General features: G+C 67.9%; 15 protein-coding genes. 6 read left to right on the top strand and 9 right to left on the bottom strand.

The genetic code is table 11. From position 1 onward, the window contains the following. Positions 1 to 110 precede the first annotated feature (110 nt). Genes CEJ42_RS14360 through CEJ42_RS14350 form a run of 3 tightly spaced genes read right to left on the bottom strand, consistent with a single transcriptional unit; the run spans position 111 to position 6,043 of the window. Positions 111 to 1,589: an efflux transporter outer membrane subunit gene (locus CEJ42_RS14360; RefSeq protein ID WP_088751531.1), complete on the bottom strand. Its 1,479-nt coding sequence runs from the start codon at positions 1,587 to 1,589 to the stop codon at positions 111 to 113. Next, a complete protein-coding gene (locus tag CEJ42_RS14355) occupies positions 1,583 to 2,824 on the bottom strand; it encodes an efflux RND transporter periplasmic adaptor subunit (protein ID WP_079217617.1) in 1,242 nt (413 codons plus the stop codon). Before CEJ42_RS14355 ends, CEJ42_RS14360 begins: the two co-directional genes overlap by 7 nt. Positions 2,825 to 2,827: 3 nt before the next feature. Then, positions 2,828 to 6,043, bottom strand: coding sequence for an efflux RND transporter permease subunit (locus CEJ42_RS14350; RefSeq protein WP_079217616.1), 3,216 nt, complete (start codon positions 6,041 to 6,043; stop codon positions 2,828 to 2,830). Positions 6,044 to 6,423: 380 nt separating this feature from the next. Here CEJ42_RS14350 and CEJ42_RS14345 point away from each other — a divergent pair, with 380 nt between their 5' ends. After that, entirely contained in the window at positions 6,424 to 7,491 is a 1,068-nt protein-coding gene (locus CEJ42_RS14345; RefSeq protein WP_129587731.1) for a hypothetical protein, read from the top strand. A gap of 80 nt (positions 7,492 to 7,571) precedes the next feature. Next, positions 7,572 to 8,450, top strand: coding sequence for an oxygenase MpaB family protein (locus CEJ42_RS14340; protein ID WP_088751667.1), 879 nt, complete (start codon positions 7,572 to 7,574; stop codon positions 8,448 to 8,450). 10 nt (positions 8,451 to 8,460) lie between these two features. On the opposite strand, the gene CEJ42_RS14335 is transcribed toward CEJ42_RS14340, so the two are convergent. Genes CEJ42_RS14335 through CEJ42_RS14325 form a run of 3 tightly spaced genes read right to left on the bottom strand, consistent with a single transcriptional unit; the run spans position 8,461 to position 10,070 of the window. Beyond that, positions 8,461 to 8,841: a c-type cytochrome gene (locus tag CEJ42_RS14335; RefSeq protein ID WP_088751529.1), complete on the bottom strand. Its 381-nt coding sequence runs from the start codon at positions 8,839 to 8,841 to the stop codon at positions 8,461 to 8,463. Positions 8,842 to 8,845: 4 nt separating this feature from the next. Then, on the bottom strand, positions 8,846 to 9,646 hold the full coding sequence (locus tag CEJ42_RS14330) for a DUF2145 domain-containing protein (protein ID WP_088751528.1): 801 nt from the start codon (positions 9,644 to 9,646) through the stop codon (positions 8,846 to 8,848). A gap of 13 nt (positions 9,647 to 9,659) precedes the next feature. Beyond that, positions 9,660 to 10,070, bottom strand: coding sequence for a hypothetical protein (locus tag CEJ42_RS14325; RefSeq protein ID WP_088751527.1), 411 nt, complete (start codon positions 10,068 to 10,070; stop codon positions 9,660 to 9,662). A 179-nt stretch (positions 10,071 to 10,249) separates the two neighbouring features. Here CEJ42_RS14325 and CEJ42_RS14320 point away from each other — a divergent pair, with 179 nt between their 5' ends. Continuing rightward, the gene (locus CEJ42_RS14320; RefSeq protein WP_088751666.1) at positions 10,250 to 11,047 is read left to right on the top strand and encodes a helix-turn-helix domain-containing protein; all 798 of its coding nucleotides are present in this window, start codon (positions 10,250 to 10,252) and stop codon (positions 11,045 to 11,047) included. Here the strand turns inward: CEJ42_RS14320 and CEJ42_RS14315 are convergent. Beyond that, positions 11,032 to 11,934, bottom strand: a complete 903-nt coding sequence (locus tag CEJ42_RS14315; protein WP_088751526.1) for a LysR family transcriptional regulator — start codon at positions 11,932 to 11,934, stop codon at positions 11,032 to 11,034. The genes CEJ42_RS14320 and CEJ42_RS14315 overlap by 16 nt on opposite strands. Positions 11,935 to 12,068: 134 nt before the next feature. Between CEJ42_RS14315 and CEJ42_RS14310 the strand changes: the two genes are divergently transcribed. The 3 genes from CEJ42_RS14310 to CEJ42_RS14300 all read left to right on the top strand — a co-directional run bounded on the left by CEJ42_RS14310 (position 12,069) and on the right by CEJ42_RS14300 (position 14,572). Then, a complete protein-coding gene (locus CEJ42_RS14310; RefSeq protein WP_088751525.1) occupies positions 12,069 to 12,806 on the top strand; it encodes an SDR family oxidoreductase in 738 nt (245 codons plus the stop codon). After that, complete coding sequence (locus tag CEJ42_RS14305) at positions 12,799 to 13,260, top strand: DoxX family protein (RefSeq protein WP_088751524.1); 462 nt, start codon at positions 12,799 to 12,801, stop codon at positions 13,258 to 13,260. Before CEJ42_RS14310 ends, CEJ42_RS14305 begins: the two co-directional genes overlap by 8 nt. A gap of 124 nt (positions 13,261 to 13,384) precedes the next feature. Further along, on the top strand, positions 13,385 to 14,572 hold the full coding sequence (locus CEJ42_RS14300) for a thiolase family protein (RefSeq protein WP_079217610.1): 1,188 nt from the start codon (positions 13,385 to 13,387) through the stop codon (positions 14,570 to 14,572). Positions 14,573 to 14,672: 100 nt separating this feature from the next. Here CEJ42_RS14300 and CEJ42_RS14295 read toward each other — a convergent pair whose 3' ends face one another. Beyond that, entirely contained in the window at positions 14,673 to 16,289 is a 1,617-nt protein-coding gene (locus CEJ42_RS14295; protein WP_088751523.1) for a DHA2 family efflux MFS transporter permease subunit, read from the bottom strand. 2 nt (positions 16,290 to 16,291) lie between these two features. Next, positions 16,292 to 17,389 (bottom strand): HlyD family secretion protein, encoded by a 1,098-nt coding sequence (locus CEJ42_RS14290; RefSeq protein ID WP_088751522.1) that lies wholly within the window; start codon positions 17,387 to 17,389, stop codon positions 16,292 to 16,294. Positions 17,390 to 17,432 lie beyond the last annotated feature (43 nt).

Raw genomic sequence — 17,432 nt, 5'->3', positions numbered from 1 at the left:
ACGCCGTCAGAATCGGTGGTGAGGAGGTCTTGCCATTGCACCAACAAGCGCTCTCGCAAGGCCTCCCGCAGCGCAGGAAAATTATCCCGCCGACAAGTATTGCACCCGCTTCAGCTGGCGTCCGGCTTGCCCGGTTCTGCCACCGGGCCGGCCTGCGACGGCGCATCGCGCCGCTCATGCCAATCGCCGCCCAGCGCCTTGATCAGGAACACCGAAGTCAGCAGTCGCTGGCCCATCAGCTGCGCCGCCTGGCGCTCGCTGTTCAACAGCGACTGCTGCGCCGTGATCACGTCGAGATACGGCGTGACGCCGCCGTCGTAGCGGCTGTTGGCGAGATCCAGCACGCGCCGCGCGCTGGCGATGGCCGATTGCGACTGGGCGTAGGCGCGGTCCAGCGAGGCGATGCCGGTGATGCCGTCTTCGACCTCCTGCATGGCCGTCAGCACGGTGCGCTTGTAGGTGGCGACGGCGGCTTCGTAGCCGCCCTTGGTGAAGTCCACGCCGGCGCGCAGGCGACCGGCGTCGAACAGGCTTTGCGTGGCCGACACGCCCAGCGACCACAGCACGCTGGGCGCGTTGAACAGCGAGCCCCAGTTGCGGCTGTCGACGCCGTAGGACGGCTGCAGCATCAGGCTGGGATAGAAGGCCGCACTGGCCACGCCGATCTGCGCGTTGGCCGCGGCCATGGCGCGCTCGGCCGAGGCGATGTCGGGACGACGTTCCAGCACGTCCGAGGGCACGCCCAGCGGGATCGCGGGGAACGCGATCGCCGCCGTCGACGGCGCGATGGAGAATTGCGGCGCCGGCGTGCCGGTCAGCGTGGCGATGGCGTGCTCGTACTGCGCGCGCTGCTTGCCGAGGATGTCGACCTGGGTCAGCGTGTTGTCCAGCAGCGCCTGCTGCTGGGCCACGTCCAGTCCCGAGGTGGCGCCCAGGTCATGGCGCGAGGTGGCCAGCTCGAGGGCGCGACGCTGCAGCGCGATGGCGCGCGTGACCACGTCCAGCTCGATGTCCAGTTCGCGCAGGTTGAAGTAGTTGCTGGCCAGCTCCGCGCTCAGCAGCAGGCGGGTGTTCTCGAAGTCGGCGGCCGACTGCTCGGCCGACGCCGCCGCGCCTTCCACCGAACGCTTCACGCGGCCGAACAGGTCGAGCTCATAGCTCACGTTCAGGCCCAGCGCGAAATCGTTCTGCACCGTGGCGTAGTTGGGCGAGTTGTAATTGGTCAGCGGACGGTTGCCCGAGATGCGCAGGCGCGATGCGCGCGCGCCGATGCTGGCCTGCGGATACTGCCCGGCGGAAACCACGTCGAGCTGCGCGCGCGCCTGCGACAGGCGCGCCGAGGCGATCGCCAGCGTCTGGTTGCCGGCCAGCGCCTGCTGCTGCAGCGCGTTGAGCTGGGCGTCGCCGAAGCGCTCCCACCAGGGGCCACGCGCGATGGCGTCCTGCGGCTGCATGGGGCGCCACGGCGCCTCCGGCGTCCAGGCCGCGGGCATGTCGACCTGCGGCTTGCGATAGTCGGGACCGGTGGCGCAGCCGGCCAGCACCAGCGCGCAGGCCAGCGCGCTCAGCGTGCGGCGGGGGGTCACGATGCGGCCTTCTTCTTGTCGGCGTCACCTTCTTTCTTGCCGCCGTCCTTCTTCTCCATGGTCGGCTCAACCTGGTCGCCCTCGGCCAGCGAGTCGGACGGATTGAGGATCAGCTTCTCGTTGCCCGACAGGCCGTCCAGCACCTCTACCGTCAGGCCGAAGTTGCGACCGACCTGCACCTTCTTCAGGCGCACCTTGTTCTGCTCATCCACCGCCGCCACCAGCGAGCCGTCGCGGCGGAACATCAGCGTATCGGCCGAGACCAGCAGCGTGCCGCTGGGCTTGAGCGGCAGCGCCACCTGCACGAAGGCGCCCGGCAGCAGCACGTTGTCGGCGTTGGGCAGGCTGACCTCGATCTGCATCGAGCGCGTGGCCGGATCGATGGAGCCGGCGGTGCGCGCGACCTTGCCTTCGAACTTGCGGCCGCGCAGCTCGGCCTGGGTGACGACCACCTTCTGGCCCGGCTTGACCAGGTTGGCATAGGACTGCGGCACGTTCACGTAGACCCGCAGCGGATCGGTCTGCGACAGCACGAACAGCGCGCGGCCGGCGCCCGGGTCGATCAGGTCGCCCACGTCCACGTTGCGGCGGGTGATGATGCCGGAGAAGGGCGCGACGATGCGTTTGAAGCCTTCCACCTGGCGCAGGCGCTCGACGTTGGCTTCGGCCGCGGCGAGGTTGGAGTTGGCCTGCGCGTAGGCGCTGCGGCGTTCGTCGAGTTCCTGCTGCGAGACGGCGTCCTTCTTGCGCAGCGCTTCCCAGCGGGCCATCGAGCTCTTGGCCAGTTCCATGCTGGAGGCGGCCTGGGCGCGCGCGGCCACGGCCTGCGACAGCTGCTGGTCGATTTCCGGCGTGTCCAGCTCGGCCAGCAGCTCACCCTTCTTCACTTCGCTGCCGATGTCCTTGTACCAGCGCTTCAGGTAGCCGCCGGAGCGCGCGGCGATCGGCGACTGCACGAAGCCCTGCAGCGTGCCCGGCAACGCCAGGGTCTGGCCGTCGGCGCTGCTCCTGGCCTCGGTCACGCGCACGAAGGTCTTGGCGCGCTCGGCGGTGCCGGCTTCCAGCTCGCGCGCATTGGCCACGCGGCTGACCACGGTGCGGGCCGCGCCCGCGGCCAATACCACCAGCACCACCAGCAGCACCAGCTTGGCGCGGCGCGTCATCTGACGGCGTTTGGCCAGGTCGGCTTCATCGGGCAACGGATGGATGCCCAGTTCGGAATGACGTTCTTGCGACATGATTCAACTCTCCTGTTGCGCGTGTGCTGCCGGCGGAAGATGCGACCCGCGTCGCTCCGCCCGGCGGGCCAGTCTCTGATGCACGCCGGCGAACACCACCGGCACGAAAAACAGCGTCGATACGGTGGCGAACAAGAGGCCCCCGATCACCGCGCGCCCCAGCGGCGCATTCTGTTCGGCGCCCTCGCCCAGGCCCAGGGCCATGGGGATCATGCCGATGATCATCGCCAGCGCCGTCATCAGCACCGGGCGGATGCGGGTGGCGCCGGACTCCAGGGCGGCGGCCAGCGGCGTGGCGCCCTCTTCCCGGCGCTGGCGCGCGAAGGCCACGATCAGAATACTGTTGGCCGTGGCCACGCCCATGGTCATGATGGCGCCGGTCAGCGCCGGCACCGACAGCGTGGTGCCGGTGATGAACAGCATCCAGGCGATGCCGGCCAGCGCAGCCGGCAGCGCGGCGATGATGATGGCCGCGTCGATCCACGACTGGAAGTTGACCACCACCAGCAGGTAGACCAGCACGATGGCCATGGCCAGGCCCACGCCCAGGCCGATGAAGGACGACTTCATGGTCTCGACCTGGCCGCGGATGGCGATCTGGCTGCCGCGCGGCAGCCTGGGCTTCATCTCTTCGACCAGCTTCTCCACCTTGCCGGCCACGGTGGCCAGGTCGGTGCCCTGCACGCTGACGAACACGTCCACCGCCGGCGAGATGTTGTAGCGCGAGGCGATCGCCATCTGGCGTCCGGCGCGCACATCCACCAGGTTGCCCAGCAGCTGCGTGTTGGCGTTGGACAAGCCGGCATTGGCCGCGGCGTTGGCGCCGGCGCCGACCGGGATGTTGAGCAGCGCATCCAGCGAATCGACGGTGTATTGCGGCGACTGCACCGCGATGTTGTAGACCACGCCGTTGTTCGGGTTGAGCCAGAAGGCCGGCTGCGTCTGCGAGGATCCCGACAGCGCGATCAGCAGGTTCTGGCCGACGTTGGACGCCGACAGGCCGAACTGCTGCAAGCGCGTGCGGTCCATGCGCAGGTCCAGCGCCGGGCCGTCCAGGCGCTGGTGCACGTGGGCGTCGACGGCGCCCGGGATCTGCCTGATCTGCTTGGTCAGTTCGGCGGCCAGCTGGGCGTTGGCCTCCATGTTGTTGCCGGTGAACTGCACGTCGATCGCCGCCGGCAGGCCGAAGTTGAGGATCTGCGTGACGATGTCGGCCGGCTGGAAGAAGAACTCCACGCCCGGGAAGCGCTTGGGCAGCTCGGCGCGCAGCAGCGCCACCAGCTCTTCGGTGGGCCGGTGGCCTTCCTTCAAGGCCATCAGCAGCTCGCCGTCCAGCGTGCCGATGGTGCCGGCGTTGCTGTAGGAGAGGTTGATGCCGGAGTTGGGCACGCCGAGGTTGTCGAGGATGGTCTCCAGCTCGCTGGACGGGATCAGGGTGCGGATGACGCGCTCGACCTCGTCGGCGGTGCGCGCGGTTTCCTCGATGCGGGTGCCGGTGGGCGTGCGCATGTGCAGGCGGATCTGGCCGCCGTCGACATTGGGGAAGAAGTCGCGGCCGAGGAAGGGGAACAGCAGGCAGGACAAGAGGCAGAAGCCGAGGAAGCCCAGCGCGAAACGCCGGCGGTGCGACAGCAGCGAGGACAGCACCAGCGTGTAGCCGCGGCGCACGTGCTCGAAGCGGTTGTCGAAGGCCAGGTAGACGCGCTGCAGCAGGCTCTTTTTGGCGCCGTCGACCTGTCCGTGGCTGCCCATCAGCAGCATCACCAGCGTCGGCACCAGGGTGCGCGAGAGGATGTAGGAGGCGATCATCGCGAACACCACCGCCTCGGCCAGCGGCACGAACAGGAAGCGCGCCACGCCGGAGAGGAAGAACATCGGCACGAACACGATGCAGATGCACAGCGTGGAGACGAAGGCCGGCACGCCGATCTCGCCGGCGCCGACGATGATGGAGTCATGCAAGGGCTTGCCCAGGTGCATGTGGCGTTCGATGTTCTCGATCGTCACGATGGCCTGGTCGACCAGGATACCCACCGAGAGCGCCAGGCCGCCCAGCGTCATCAGGTTGAGCGTCTCGCCCAGCGCCGCCAGCACCACGATGGCGGCCATGATGGACAGCGGGATCGTCAGCGCGATGATCAGCGTGCTGCGCCAGTTGCCCAGGAACAGCAGCACCATCGCCGCGGTCAGGCCGGCGGCGATCAGCGCCTCGCTGATGACGCCGGCGACCGCCGCCTTGACGAACAGCGACTGGTCGAACAGCGGCGTGATCTTGACGTCTTCCGGCAGGGTCTGCTGCGCCTGCGGCAGCATCTTGCGCAGGTTGGAGACGATGTCCAGCGTGGAGGCGCCGCCGTTCTTCAGGATCGACAGCAGCACGCCGCGCGCGCCGTCCTGGCGCACCACGTTGGTCTGCGGCGAGAAGCCGTCGCGCACGTTGGCCACATCCTTCAGGTAGATGGTGGCGCCGTTGGCGGTGCGCACCGGCAGCTCGTTCAGGCCGGCCACCGCTTCGGGCGAGCCGTTCATCTTCACGGTGTATTCGGTGGCGCCGAACTTGGCGGTGCCCGACGGCAGGATCAGGTTCTGGGTGTTGACCGCGTTGACCACGTCGATCGGCGCCAGGCCGCGCGCCTGCATGGCCTGGGTGTCGAGGTCGACCGAGATCAGGCGGGTCTTGCCGCCGTAGGGATAAGGCACGGCCACGCCGGGAATGGTGATCAGCTGTGGACGCAACGTCTGCACGGCGGCGTCGAACACGGCCTGCTCGGGCAGCGTGGGCGAAGACAGCGCCAGCTGCATCACCGGAATGCTGGAGGCGGAATACTTGATCACCAGCGGCGGCGTGATGCCCGGCGGCAGCTGGCGGATCTGCGACTGCACCGAGGCCACCACCTGGGCGATGGCCTGCTGGATGTTGGCCTTGGGCTGGAAGAACACCTTGATCACCGACACCCCGGCCAGCGACTGCGACTCGATGTGCTCGATGTCGCTGACCACCGTGGTCAGCCCGCGCTCGTTCTGGGCGGCGATGCGCGCACCCATTTCCTGCGCCGACAGGCCGTTGTAGTTCCAGATGATGCTGACCACCGGGATGTTGATCTCGGGGAAGATGTCCGTTGCCATGTTGAGCAGCGTCAACGGCGTGGCGAGCACGATTAGCATCGCCATGACGATGAAGGTGTACGGGCGGCGCAAGGCCAGCGCGACCATGTTCATGAACTGCTACCTCTGTGAGGCAGGATGACAAAGGCGCGGCCCCCGTGGCGGCGCCGCGCATGCGGCCCCCAAGGCCGCTTCTCCCGCTTTGCTTTCTGTCATGCGCGGCCCGTCGCGACTTCCCCGGGCGACTGGCCGCGCTCCCTGATTACGGTGATGCTCGATGCTTTTTTATTGCAGCGGCCTTGCCTGTTTTTCTTGGTGGAGAGCCGCCCGGCGTCGGCTATTGTAGCGGCGCACACCCCCGCCCGACGGCTTGTTGCAGGGAATTTTTTCTGACAGAAATGTCAGTTAGATCATTCTCACCCCGTGCGAAGATTGGCGCCGGAACCTGCGGCAGAGCTGCCGGTCGTATCCGTCATCCTCACCGTCACCGCCCGATGAAACCATCCCGCCTGCCTGTCGTACTTGCCCGCGCCGTACTGCGGTTGCCCTACCTGGCCATCCTCGGGCTGCTGGACACGCTCATCGCCCTGCTGGAGTGGGTGAACCGCAGGCTGGACGGCAAGGGGTCGACCATGCCGTCCACCGCCTTGCCGCCCGGGCGGCGCCATCTGCTGACCAACGAACCGATCGTCGCCGCCATGCGCGAGCCGCGGCTGCAAACCCGTCGCACCGGCGACGCGCCGGACGCCGAACTGGAAGCCGTGCTGCACTACGGCGACGACGGCAGCGGCCAGGTATTGCTGCAGGCGCGCGGCACGCCGGCGCAGGTGGAGCGGGCGCTGCTGGCGGCGCTGGCTCCGGACGCGGCCGATGCGCCGCATCTCGACGACGGACAATTGGCCGGCGCCCGCTACGTGCGCCACGGCGCCTGCCTGCACGTACTACCCGACGGCGAACGCGCCGGCCGGGGACTGCTGGTCAACGTCGCCACGCTGGAACAACTGCGGGGTGCCGTGCAAAAGGGCCTGGCCGATAACGGCGCCCTGGCGACGGCTACGGCAGACGTGCCGACGGTGCCGCGCTTCGCGGTGCGGGTCGACGTCGCCGTCGATGTTCCCCTCGGGGAGCAGGCGCTGGTCGATAGCCTGCTGGCGGCCGGCGCGCTGCGTCGCGGATGGTCGGACAGCCATGTGGACATCGAGCTCGGCCCGCTGGCGCCCGGCCTGCTGCTGCAGGCCTACCGGTCGCCGCTGCAAGAGGCGATCTTCCGGCTTTCGCTCAGGCTCGGGGAACACCTGGTGGGCAGCGCCACGGGCGATTTCGAGCGTGCCGCAGCCGGATTGCTGGCCCGTGCGAAAAGGCCGGACGGCCACGCCCAACCGGCGCAGGAGCGCGGCGTCTTCGCCGGCGGCAGCTACGCCTGCAACGGCGTCATCCTCGACATCGATGCCGACGACGATGGCAGTCCCGAATTGCTCATCCATGCGATCGCGCGCGACAGCCTGCGCGCCGCCCTGGAAATGGAACTGGAGCGCCTGCGCGCCGAACTGACGCCGCCCTGAGCAGCCTCCGGCATGATGACGGAGGCTGTGGCACACTGCCAGCCGTCTCCTCTCAACGCCCATTGCCCACCGCTTTCGACATGGAATTCCTGCGTACCCGCATCGAAGCCAGCGTGCTCGCCATCAGCCGCCCGCCCGGCAGCGCCGACTTCCTCAATCCGCCCGGCGACCCCGGCCTGTTCGGTCCCGACTCGGCAGCCTGGCAGGTGCACAGCGACTTCACCGCCATGCTCACCGGCGGCGTGGCCGCTCTGCTGCTGCAGATGTTGCACCCGCTGCCGCTGGCCGGCGTGTGGGACCACTCCAACTTCCAGGCCGACATGCTGGGCCGCCTGCGTCGCACCGCCCAGTTCATCGCCGGCACCACCTTCGGCAGCCGCGCCGACGCCGAACGCTTCATCGCGCATGTCAGACGCATCCACGCCGGCATCAGCGGCGTCGGCCCCGACGGCCAGCCCTATGCGGCCAGCGACCCGCAACTGCTGACCTGGGTGCATGCGGCCGAGGTCAGCTGCTTCCTGCGCGGCTACCTGCGCTATCGCAATCCGGACTTTTCGGCGGCCGACCAGGACCGCTACTTCGCGGAGATCGCGCGCGTGGCCGAAGCGCTGGGCGCGCAGGACGTGCCGCGTTCGCGCACGGGAATCGAAGACTACATCGAGACCATGCGCCCGCAGCTGGTCTGCGACCAGCGCACCCTGAAGACCCTGGAACTGGTATTGAACGCGCCCTCCCCGAACGCGCTGGCGGTGCCGTGGACGCGCCTGATGATGCGCGCCGGCGTCGACCTCCTGCCCGACTGGGCGCAGGAGATGCTGGGCGTGACGCAACGCTCGCCGGCGCGCAGCGAACTGCTGCGCCGCTCGGTGGCGGTGGCCGCCGCGCCGATGCGCTGGGCGGTGCGCAACGGCTCCATCCACCTGGCGCGGCGGCGTATGGGATTGCCGCCGTTCGGCTGAGTTTTCGTTGCTATTTGACGTTGCGTAGATAGGCCAGGATGTCGTCGATCTGGCGATCGCTGCCGATCCCCCAGAAACGCATCCTGTTGCCCGGCACCACCTCGCTGGGCGCTTTCATGAACGCGCGCAGTTTGTCCTCGCTCCAGACGAAGCCGGCATTGGCCATCGCCGGCGAATACTTGTAGTCGCCGGTGGACCCGGCCTTGCGGCCTATCACCTGGTACAGCTGCGGCCCGAAGCCGGCGCGCGCCGAGGGGCCGACCTGGTGGCAGCTGGCGCATTTGGCAAACGCCGCGCGACCGGCGACAGGATCGCCCGCAGCACTTGCCGGCGATGACAGGAAGACAAGCACCGGCAAGGCTAAGAAACAGGAAATACGGGCTAAAGGCATGGCATCAGGGGCGGATCACGAAATGGCTGTCTTCCAGGCCCGCCTTCTGCAGGAAGGCGAACACCGAATCGGCCGTGGTGGTCTCGATTCTATCGGCAAAGCGCTTGTCGTTCGGATGATCGTCGAAGGCGATGTTGGCTTTGAACATGCGGCCGCCCAGCCGCGTCATCGGTCCGAGCTTGAGCACGTCCGGCTCATAGCCCTTGAACTTGAGCCAGGCCTGGGCCTGCTCGCGGGAGATGATCTGCGGTTCCAGCGCATGGGCCAGGGTTTCGTTCACCCACTGGTTGGATTGCTGGTAACGCGTCGCCCAGGGGTAAGCCAGCATGTTGTAGTGCGGCTCATGCATGGCCGTGGCCTGTTCACGGCGAATCGCCTCGCGCAGCTTCTTCTGTATCCCGGGCCGGGGAATGGCGACGTAGGCTTCCAGCTGGAATGGGTCGTCCATGAAGAACTGACCAAGCCCCTGTTCATAGATATTGCTGACCGCGGTGCCGCACTCGTTGAGCTTGTGCACCACGAACCAGTTGTCGCCGTCGCGGTAGGCGTAGGCCAGATGCGAATAGCGCTGGCCGTATTTGCTCAGGTCCTGGCCGACGCGGCCGATCATCACCAGTTCGGCGCCGCTGGCGTTGAGCTTGTCGACGGTCTTGACGGCCATGTCGAGCTCATTGCGGATCGCGGACTCGCTCGGCTCCCTGGCCTCACAGGCCTGCCCGGCATGGGCCGCCGCCGGCAGGGCCAGCACGAGGGCAAAGGCAGCGGCCGTGCGCAGTCGGCGGCATACGGAGAAAAAGGTAGTCATGCCCGGGCTCCGATCAGGACAGCTTGTCGCTCTTCAGGAGCGCACGGCCAAATTCGTTGGGGATGATCGCCAGCACCTTGCCGGCCGACACCATCAGCGTGCCGGACGCGGTGGCAACAAACGTGACCGATGCGCCCACACCCACCGATGCCGCACCGCTGACGTTACCGGCGATGGTGAGGGAGCCGCGCACGCCGTCGCTGATCTTCTCCAGCACATAGACGGTGCCTTCGCCCGATGCCTGCACACCCTTGACCACGTATTTTCCGCCCTCGGAGATGAATGCGGCCGGCACCAGGACCGAGACCGCCACCGACACCGCCGATGCATTGCTGGGAGTGGACTGGGCATGGACCGGGCCGGCCAGCAAAGCGACGCTGACGGCCAGAACGAGAAATGCGCGACGCAGGAAGTTGGCTTTCATTTTTTTGTGCTCCTTGATCTGTGTATCGCTGGCCGCGCCACCATGGCGAGCCAGCGAGGCGCAATGTAACAAGGGGCCGCGGCATTGTTGAGCGTTTCATCCCGAGGCGCGCTTTCCGACGTATCCGGTATCGAAATACAATACCGGCCGGGAAAAACCAGAAAATGGAAGGGGAAGACGTGGCCCAAGCGGAATCATTGGTCAATGCATTGAAGAACGTGCTCAAGGCGCGCGGCATCACCTATGCCCAGCTGTCCAAGGGACTGTCGCTGAGCGAGGCCAGCATCAAGCGGGTCTTTGCCGAGCGCAGCTTCACGCTGGAGCGGCTGGACCAGATCTGTACCTTTCTCGGCATGCAGATCAGCGATCTGGCGCGCATGATCTCCAGCGAAGAGCCGGTGCCCACGCGCCTCACCGTCGAACAGGAAAAGAAACTGGTGGCCGATCCGCTGCTGTTGCTGGTGGCGGTGCATGCGCTGCATCAGTGGTCGCTGGAAGAGATGGTGCAAACCTTCGCGATTTCAGAACATGAGTGCATCGTCCAGCTGGCGCGGCTGGACAAGCTTGGCATCCTCGACCTGATGCCCAACAACCGCATCCGCGTGCGAGTCTCGCCCGATTTCACCTGGCTGCCCGGCGGTCCGATCCAGCAGTATTTCCGCGACCAGCTGCGCAACGATTTCTTCAACTCGCACTTCGACCGCCCCGGCGAGAAGATGATCATGGTCAGCGGCACGCTGTCCGACGACAGCAATGCCGCCATCCAGCGGGCGATGAACCGCCTGTCCGCCGAATTCCTCGCTGCGCACCACCAGGACCTGGCCTTGCCGCTCGTGCAGCGCAACGGCAGCGCGATGATCCTGGCGCTGCGGCCGTGGATGCCGGAACAGTTCAAGAAGCTGCGCAAGAATCCCAACGCCGGGCCGAACGCCGACCCGGCTCCCGCCGCAACGGCAGGCATTCAGCCGCCGAAATAATCCTTGTAGATCTCCGCCAACCAGTCGATGAACAGCCGCACGCGCGGCGGCTGCTGGCTGTGCTGCGGGTAGAGCGCCAGCACCGGCACGCGCGGCGCGGAAAAGCCGGCCAGCACCTCGACCAGCGCGCCGCTGTCGAGGTGTTCGGCGATGCCGAAGCGCGGCACCTGGATCAGGCCGAAGCCCTGCAACGCGGCCTGCTTGTAGCAGTCGGCGGTGTCGACGGCGATCCAGCCGGGCACCTTGATCTCGCGCGTCTGGTTGCCGTCGGCGAAGACGAAGGGATAGCGGATGTCGTGGTTGCGCGAGAAGAACCCGACGGCGAGATGGTGCTCCAGGTCTTCCAGCTTCCGGGGCGTGCCGAACCGCGCCAGGTAGGCCGGGCTGGCGGCGACGATTTCGCTGACCACCGCCAGCGGCCGCGCCACCAGCGAAGAGTCGCGCGGCACGCCGATGCGCACCACGCAGTCGATGCCCTCGCCCACCAGGTCCACCAGCCGGTCGCCGGCGCTGATGTTGATGTCGATGTTGGGATGGCGCGCGTGGAACTCGGCCAGCCGCGGCAGGATCACCAGCCGCGCATGCGTGCCGTGCAGGCCGATGCGCAAGGATCCCGCCAGCGCGGCGGCGCTGCTGTCCATGGCGGCCTCGGCATCTTCCACCTCGGCCAGGATGCGGCAGCAGCGCTCGTAGAACTTGCGGCCGTCGGGCGTGGGCTGGACGTTGCGCGTGGTGCGCTCCAGCAGGCGCGTGCCCAGCCGCTCTTCCAGCGCCTTCATCACATGGGTGGCGGAGGCGCGCGGGATATTGAGGATGCCGGCGGCCCTGGTGAAGCTGCCGAGGTTCACGATGAGCGTGAAGAGGCGGTACGACTCCAGTCTGTCCATGTCGATTGTTGTGGCTGGTTGAATACTGTTTTGGCCGCTCGCGGCCTTCCGCAAGTCCCGTCCCGCTCCGATAATTTCCTTGTCGTCCCCGCCGCATTCGCGGGCAAACCCAACAGCAAGGAAAGGAAACCCTCATGAACGATATACGAAAAAGCGCCATCGTGACAGGCGCGTCGCGCGGCATCGGCCACGCCATCGCACTGCGGCTGGCTGAAGACGGCTTCGCCATTGTTGTCAATTACGCCAGCAATCACCAGCAGGCCGACGAGCTGGTGGCCGAGATCCGCCAACGCGGCGGCGTGGCCGAGGCGATCCGCGGCGACGTCGCCGATCCGGACGATATGGCGCGCCTGTTCGAGGCCGCCAGGAAGGCCTTCGGCCGCGTCGACGTGGTGGTCAACAGCGCCGGCGTGATGGTCAACGCGCCGATCAAGCCGGACACGCTGGCCGTCTTCGACAAGACCATCGCCGTCAACCTGCGCGGCGCGTTCAACGTGCTGGCGCAGGCGGCGCAGCATGTGGAAAAGGGCGGGCGCATCATCGCCGTCTCGACCTCGGTGCTGGGCATGGCGTTCCCGACCTACGGCCCCTACGTGGCGTCCAAGGCCGGCGTCGAGGCGCTGGTGAAGATCACCGCGGCCGAGCTGCGCGGACGCGAGATCACCGTCAACGCGGTGGCGCCGGGGCCGGTGGCGACCGAGCTGTTCTTCAACGGCAAGAGCGAAGCCCAGGTCGAGCACCTGCGCAAGCTGGCGCCGCTGGAGCGGCTGGGCGAGCCGGAGGACATCGCGCGCGTGGTGTCCTTCCTGTGCGGCCCGGACGGCGCGTGGATCAACTCGCAGGTGTTGCGCGCCAACGGCGGCTATGTCTGAGCGCGCCCTCCCCGCGGCCCTGCTGGCGGGCCGCCACGCCGGACTGGAACGGGCGGCCGCCGCGCTGCTGCGCGCGGCCTTCGGTCTGATCATGTTCACCCACGGCCTGCCCAAGCTGCTGGGCACCTCGCACGGTTCGATGGCCGACCCCATGGCGGCCTCGGTCAAGCTCATCGACAGCGTGCTGCACCTGCCGGCCGCGCCGCTGCTGGGCCTGCTGGTCGCGCTGCTGGAAGGCGTGGGCGGACTGATGCTGGCCGCCGGCCTGCTCACGCGCCCGGTGGCCCTGCTGATGGCGCTGCAGATGACCGCGATCAGCTACATCCTGGGGCCGACCTGGCCGTGGATAGACCGCGGCATCGAGTATCCGGTGCTGATGCTGTTTTTGGCGCTGTTCTTCGCCGCGCATGGCGGCGGCGACTGGTCGGCCGATCGCAAGCTGGCGCGAGGCTGACCTGAGGGTTCTTTCGCGGAAAGAGCAGTAAAACTACCAACTTGCATATTGCAAGTTAACTGCCTAAGCTGACACGTCTGGCTTCGCGCCGGCCGGGCCGGCGCTTTCTCTCGAAAGGAAAGACATGGAACAGGACATCGTCATCAGCTCGCCGGTGCGCACCGCCATCGGCGCCTTCGGCGGCAGCCTGAAGGACACCCCGGCGGTCGCGCTGGGTGCGCATGCCGTGCAGGCATTGCTGGAACGCGGCGGACCCGGCATCGCCGGCAAGGTCGACAACGTGGTGCTGGGCAACGTGATCCAGGCCGGCAACGCCATGAACCCGGCGCGCCAGGCGGCCATCCACGGCGGCCTGGCGGTCGAGGTGCCGGCGCTGACGGTCAACCGCGTCTGCGGCTCGGGCGCGCAGGCGGTGGTCAACGCCTACGCCGACATCCGCGCCGGGCTGGCCACGCTGGTGGTGGCCGGCGGTATGGAAAACATGGAACGCGCGCCCTACCTGCTGCCGACGATGCGCGCCGGCGCGCGCATGGGCGATGCGCCGGTGGTCGACGCGATACTGCTGGACGGCTTGAACGACGCCTTCTCCGGCAAGCACTCCGGCTGGCACACCGAAGACCTGGTGGCGAAGTTCGGCTTAAGCCGCGGCGACCAGGACGCCTACGCCGCGCGCAGCCAGCAGCGCTTCGCGGCGGCGCAGGCGGCCGGGCATTTCGATACGGAAGTGGCGCCGCTGCTGATCAAGGGCAGGAAGGGCGAGATCTCTTTTGCGCGCGACGAGGCCGTGCGGCCCGACACCACGGTGGAAACGCTGGCGCGCCTGAAACCGGCCTTCCGCCCCGAGGGCAGCATCACCGCCGGCAATGCGCCGGGCGTGAACGCCGGCGCGGCGGCAATGTTCGTCAGCGCGCGCGGCACCGCGGAGCAGCTGGGACTGGATGCCATGGCCGTGATCCGCGGCGTGGCCGTGGCCGGCGTCGAGCCGGGCTATTTCGGCCTCGGCCCGATCCCCGCCATCCGCACGGCGTTGGCGCGCGCCGGCTGGGACATCGGCTCGGTCGACCGTTTCGAGGTGAACGAAGCCTTCGCCGCCATCGCGCTGGCGGTGCAGTCGGAGCTGAAGATCGCCGATGACCGCTACAACGTCGACGGCGGCGCGATCGCGCACGGCCACCCGATCGGCGCCACCGGCGCGGTGCTGATCACCAAGGCGGTACATGCGCTGCGCCGCACCGGCGGCAGGCGCGCGGTGGTGTCGCTGTGCATCGGCGGCGGCCAGGGCATTGCCTTGTGCCTGGAGGCGCTGAATTGAGCTGACCTGCGCACTGCGTCGACCACAACGAAAACGGGATGGCATTGGCCATCCCGTTTTGCTTTCCGGCGCTGCTCACGAGGTGGAGCGCGCCGGGTGCCTAGTGCGCGTCCGGCGACGGCGCCTTGGGGGCTTCCACCTTGCGCATCAGCGGCACCATGACGGTGGCCACCAGCAGGCACAGCATGATGACGAAGAAGGCATCCGCCACCGCTTGCGTCTGCGCCTCGCGCAGCGTCAGGCGCGCCAGGTTGCGCAGCGCGCCGGCGCTGTTGGCGCCCATGTCCAGGCCGGATGCCTGCAGGTTGGCGGCGCCGTTGCGCAGCATGTCCTGCATGGCTTCGTTGCCGGCGTTGAGATGTTCGGCCAGGCGCAGGAAGTGCAGGTTGGTGCGGTCGTTCAGGATGGTGCCGCACACCGCGATGCCGATGGCGCCGCCCAGGTTGCGCATCAGGTTGAACAAACCCGAGGCCAGCTTCAGGCGTTCCGGCGGAATCGATCCCAGCGTCAGCGTCACCACCGGCGCCACCGCGAACTGCTGCGAGAAACCGCGGAAGGCCTGCGGCACCAACAGCTCATACCAACCCCAGTCGTGCGTGATGGGCGTGAATTGCCACATCGAGAACGTGAAGCAGCCCAGCCCGAACATCATCAGCCAGCGCAGGTCGACCCGGCGCGCCAGCATCATGTAGAACGGAATCGCCATGATCTGGAAGATGCCGGTGGAGAAGATCGCCAGGCCGATGTCCAGCGCCGAATAACCACGCACGCGCGCCAGGAACACCGGCGTCAGGTAGATGGTGGCGAACAGGCCGATGCCGGTGACGAAGGAGAAGAAGCAGCCGAGCGCGAAGTTGAGTTTCTTCAGCGCGCGCAGGTCGACCACCGGATGCGCGAAGGTGAGGCTGCGCCAGACGAAGGCGATGCCGCAGAGGATGGAGATCCATGCGGTGACGCGGATCACGTCGTCGCCCATCCAGCCGTAGCGCGGACCTTCTTCCAGCGCGTATTCCAGGCAACCCAGCGAGACCGCCAGCAGCACCATGCCGAGGTAGTCGGCGCCGCGCAGCAGCGACAGGTCGGGCTTGTCGATCTTCACCATGATGGGCACCACGATGGCGACGAAGGCGCCCGGCACCAGGTTGATGAAGAACAGCCAGTGCCACGAATAGTTGCTGGTGATCCAGCCGCCGATGGTCGGTCCCATGGTCGGCGCCAGCGAGGCCAGCGCACCCACGGTGGCCGCGGCCAGCACGCGCTGGTTGCCCTGGAAGTAGAAGAAAGCCGAGGTGAACACCATCGGGATCATGGAGCCGCCGAGGAAGCCCTGCAGCGCGCGAAAGGCGATCATGCTGTTGATGTCCCAGGCCAGGCCGCACAGCAGGCTGGCCAGCGTGAAGCCGACCGCCGAGGCCGAGAACAGCCAGCGCGTGGACATCACCCGCGCCAGCCAGCCCGACAGCGGAATGACGATGATCTCGGCGATCAGGTAGCTGGTCTGCACCCAGGCGGTCTCGTCGGCGCCGGCCGACAGGCCGCCGCCGATATCGGCCAGCGAGGCCGAGACGATCTGGATATCCAGCAGCGCGATGAACATGCCCACGCACATGGTGGCAAACGCCAGCACGCGCTGCTGCGTGGTGAGCTCCAGCGGACCGGCCGCCGGAGCGGGTGCTGGCCTGGGCGCGGCCGGCGCGCCTGCGGTGACGGCGCTCATGCTCAGCTCCGGCCGGCGCGCAGGTCGATGTCGGCGGTCACCGACAGCCCCGGGCGCAGCTTGCCCAGGCGCCCGCTCTCGCCGTCAAGCGCCACCCGCACCGGCACGCGCTGGACGATCTTGGTGAAGTTGCCGGTGGCGTTCTCCGCCGGCAGCACGCTGAACTGGGCGCCGGTGGCCGGGGCCAGGCTCTGCACGTGGCCATGGAATTGCTCGCCCGGCAGCACGTCGGCCTTGATGACCACGGCCTGCCCTTCCTTCATGTGGGCGATCTGGCTTTCCTTGAAATTGGCATCCACCCACAGGCCCTGCGCCGGCACCACCGACAGCAGCTGGGCGCCGACGTTGGCGTAGGCGCCGGCGCGCGCGCGGCGGTTGCCGATGACGCCGTCGACCGGCGCGCGCAGTTCGGTGTAGGAGAGATTCAGTTCGGCCAGGTTCTTCTCGGCCTGGGCCTGCTGCAGCGCCGCCTGCGCGCGCAGCTTCTGGGTAGCGATCACGTCCAGCTGGCGCTGCGCGGCGTTGAGCGCGGCCTGCGCCTTCTGGCCGTTGGCCTGGGCCTGCTTGTAGTCGGCGTCGGCCTTCTGCGCGCTTTGCACCGAGACCGCCGCCTTGGCCGACAGGCTCTGGTAGCGCGCCTGGTCGTCGCGGGCGCGGGTGGTTTCGGCGGCGGTGGCGGCAACGCCCGCGCGGCCCTGTTCGATCACCGAATCCTGCAACCTGCGCTCGGCCTCGAGGTTGGCCAGCGCCGCTTCCTGCGCCGCCACCGCGGCCCTGGCCTTGGCCAGCGCGGCCTGGTAGTCGCGGTCGTCCAGCTTCACCAGCAGCTCGCCGGCGCGCACGACCTGGTTGTCTTTCACCAGCACGGTCTCGATGTTGCCGGCCACCTTGGGCGCGATCACCGTGATGTCACCGCCGACGTAGGCGTCGTCGGTGCTCTCGATGAAGCGGCCGACGGCGAACCAGTGGATGGCCCACGCGGCGGCGGCCACCACGACGATGGCCAGGACCGCGTACTTCAGCAGGCCGGTTTTCTTCTTGGCCGCCGGCAGGGTGCCGGCGGGCTGCGCGGATGCGCCGATGGTGCTTTGGGTAGTCATGGTGACCTCGATGGGTGTTGGGTGTGGATGCGGTCCGCCACCG

It is taken from the genome of Herbaspirillum robiniae (genome assembly GCF_002213415.1).
Taxonomy (GTDB): Bacteria; Pseudomonadota; Gammaproteobacteria; order Burkholderiales; family Burkholderiaceae_D; genus Herbaspirillum; species Herbaspirillum robiniae.
This window is presented reverse-complemented; position numbering and strand designations above follow the sequence as displayed.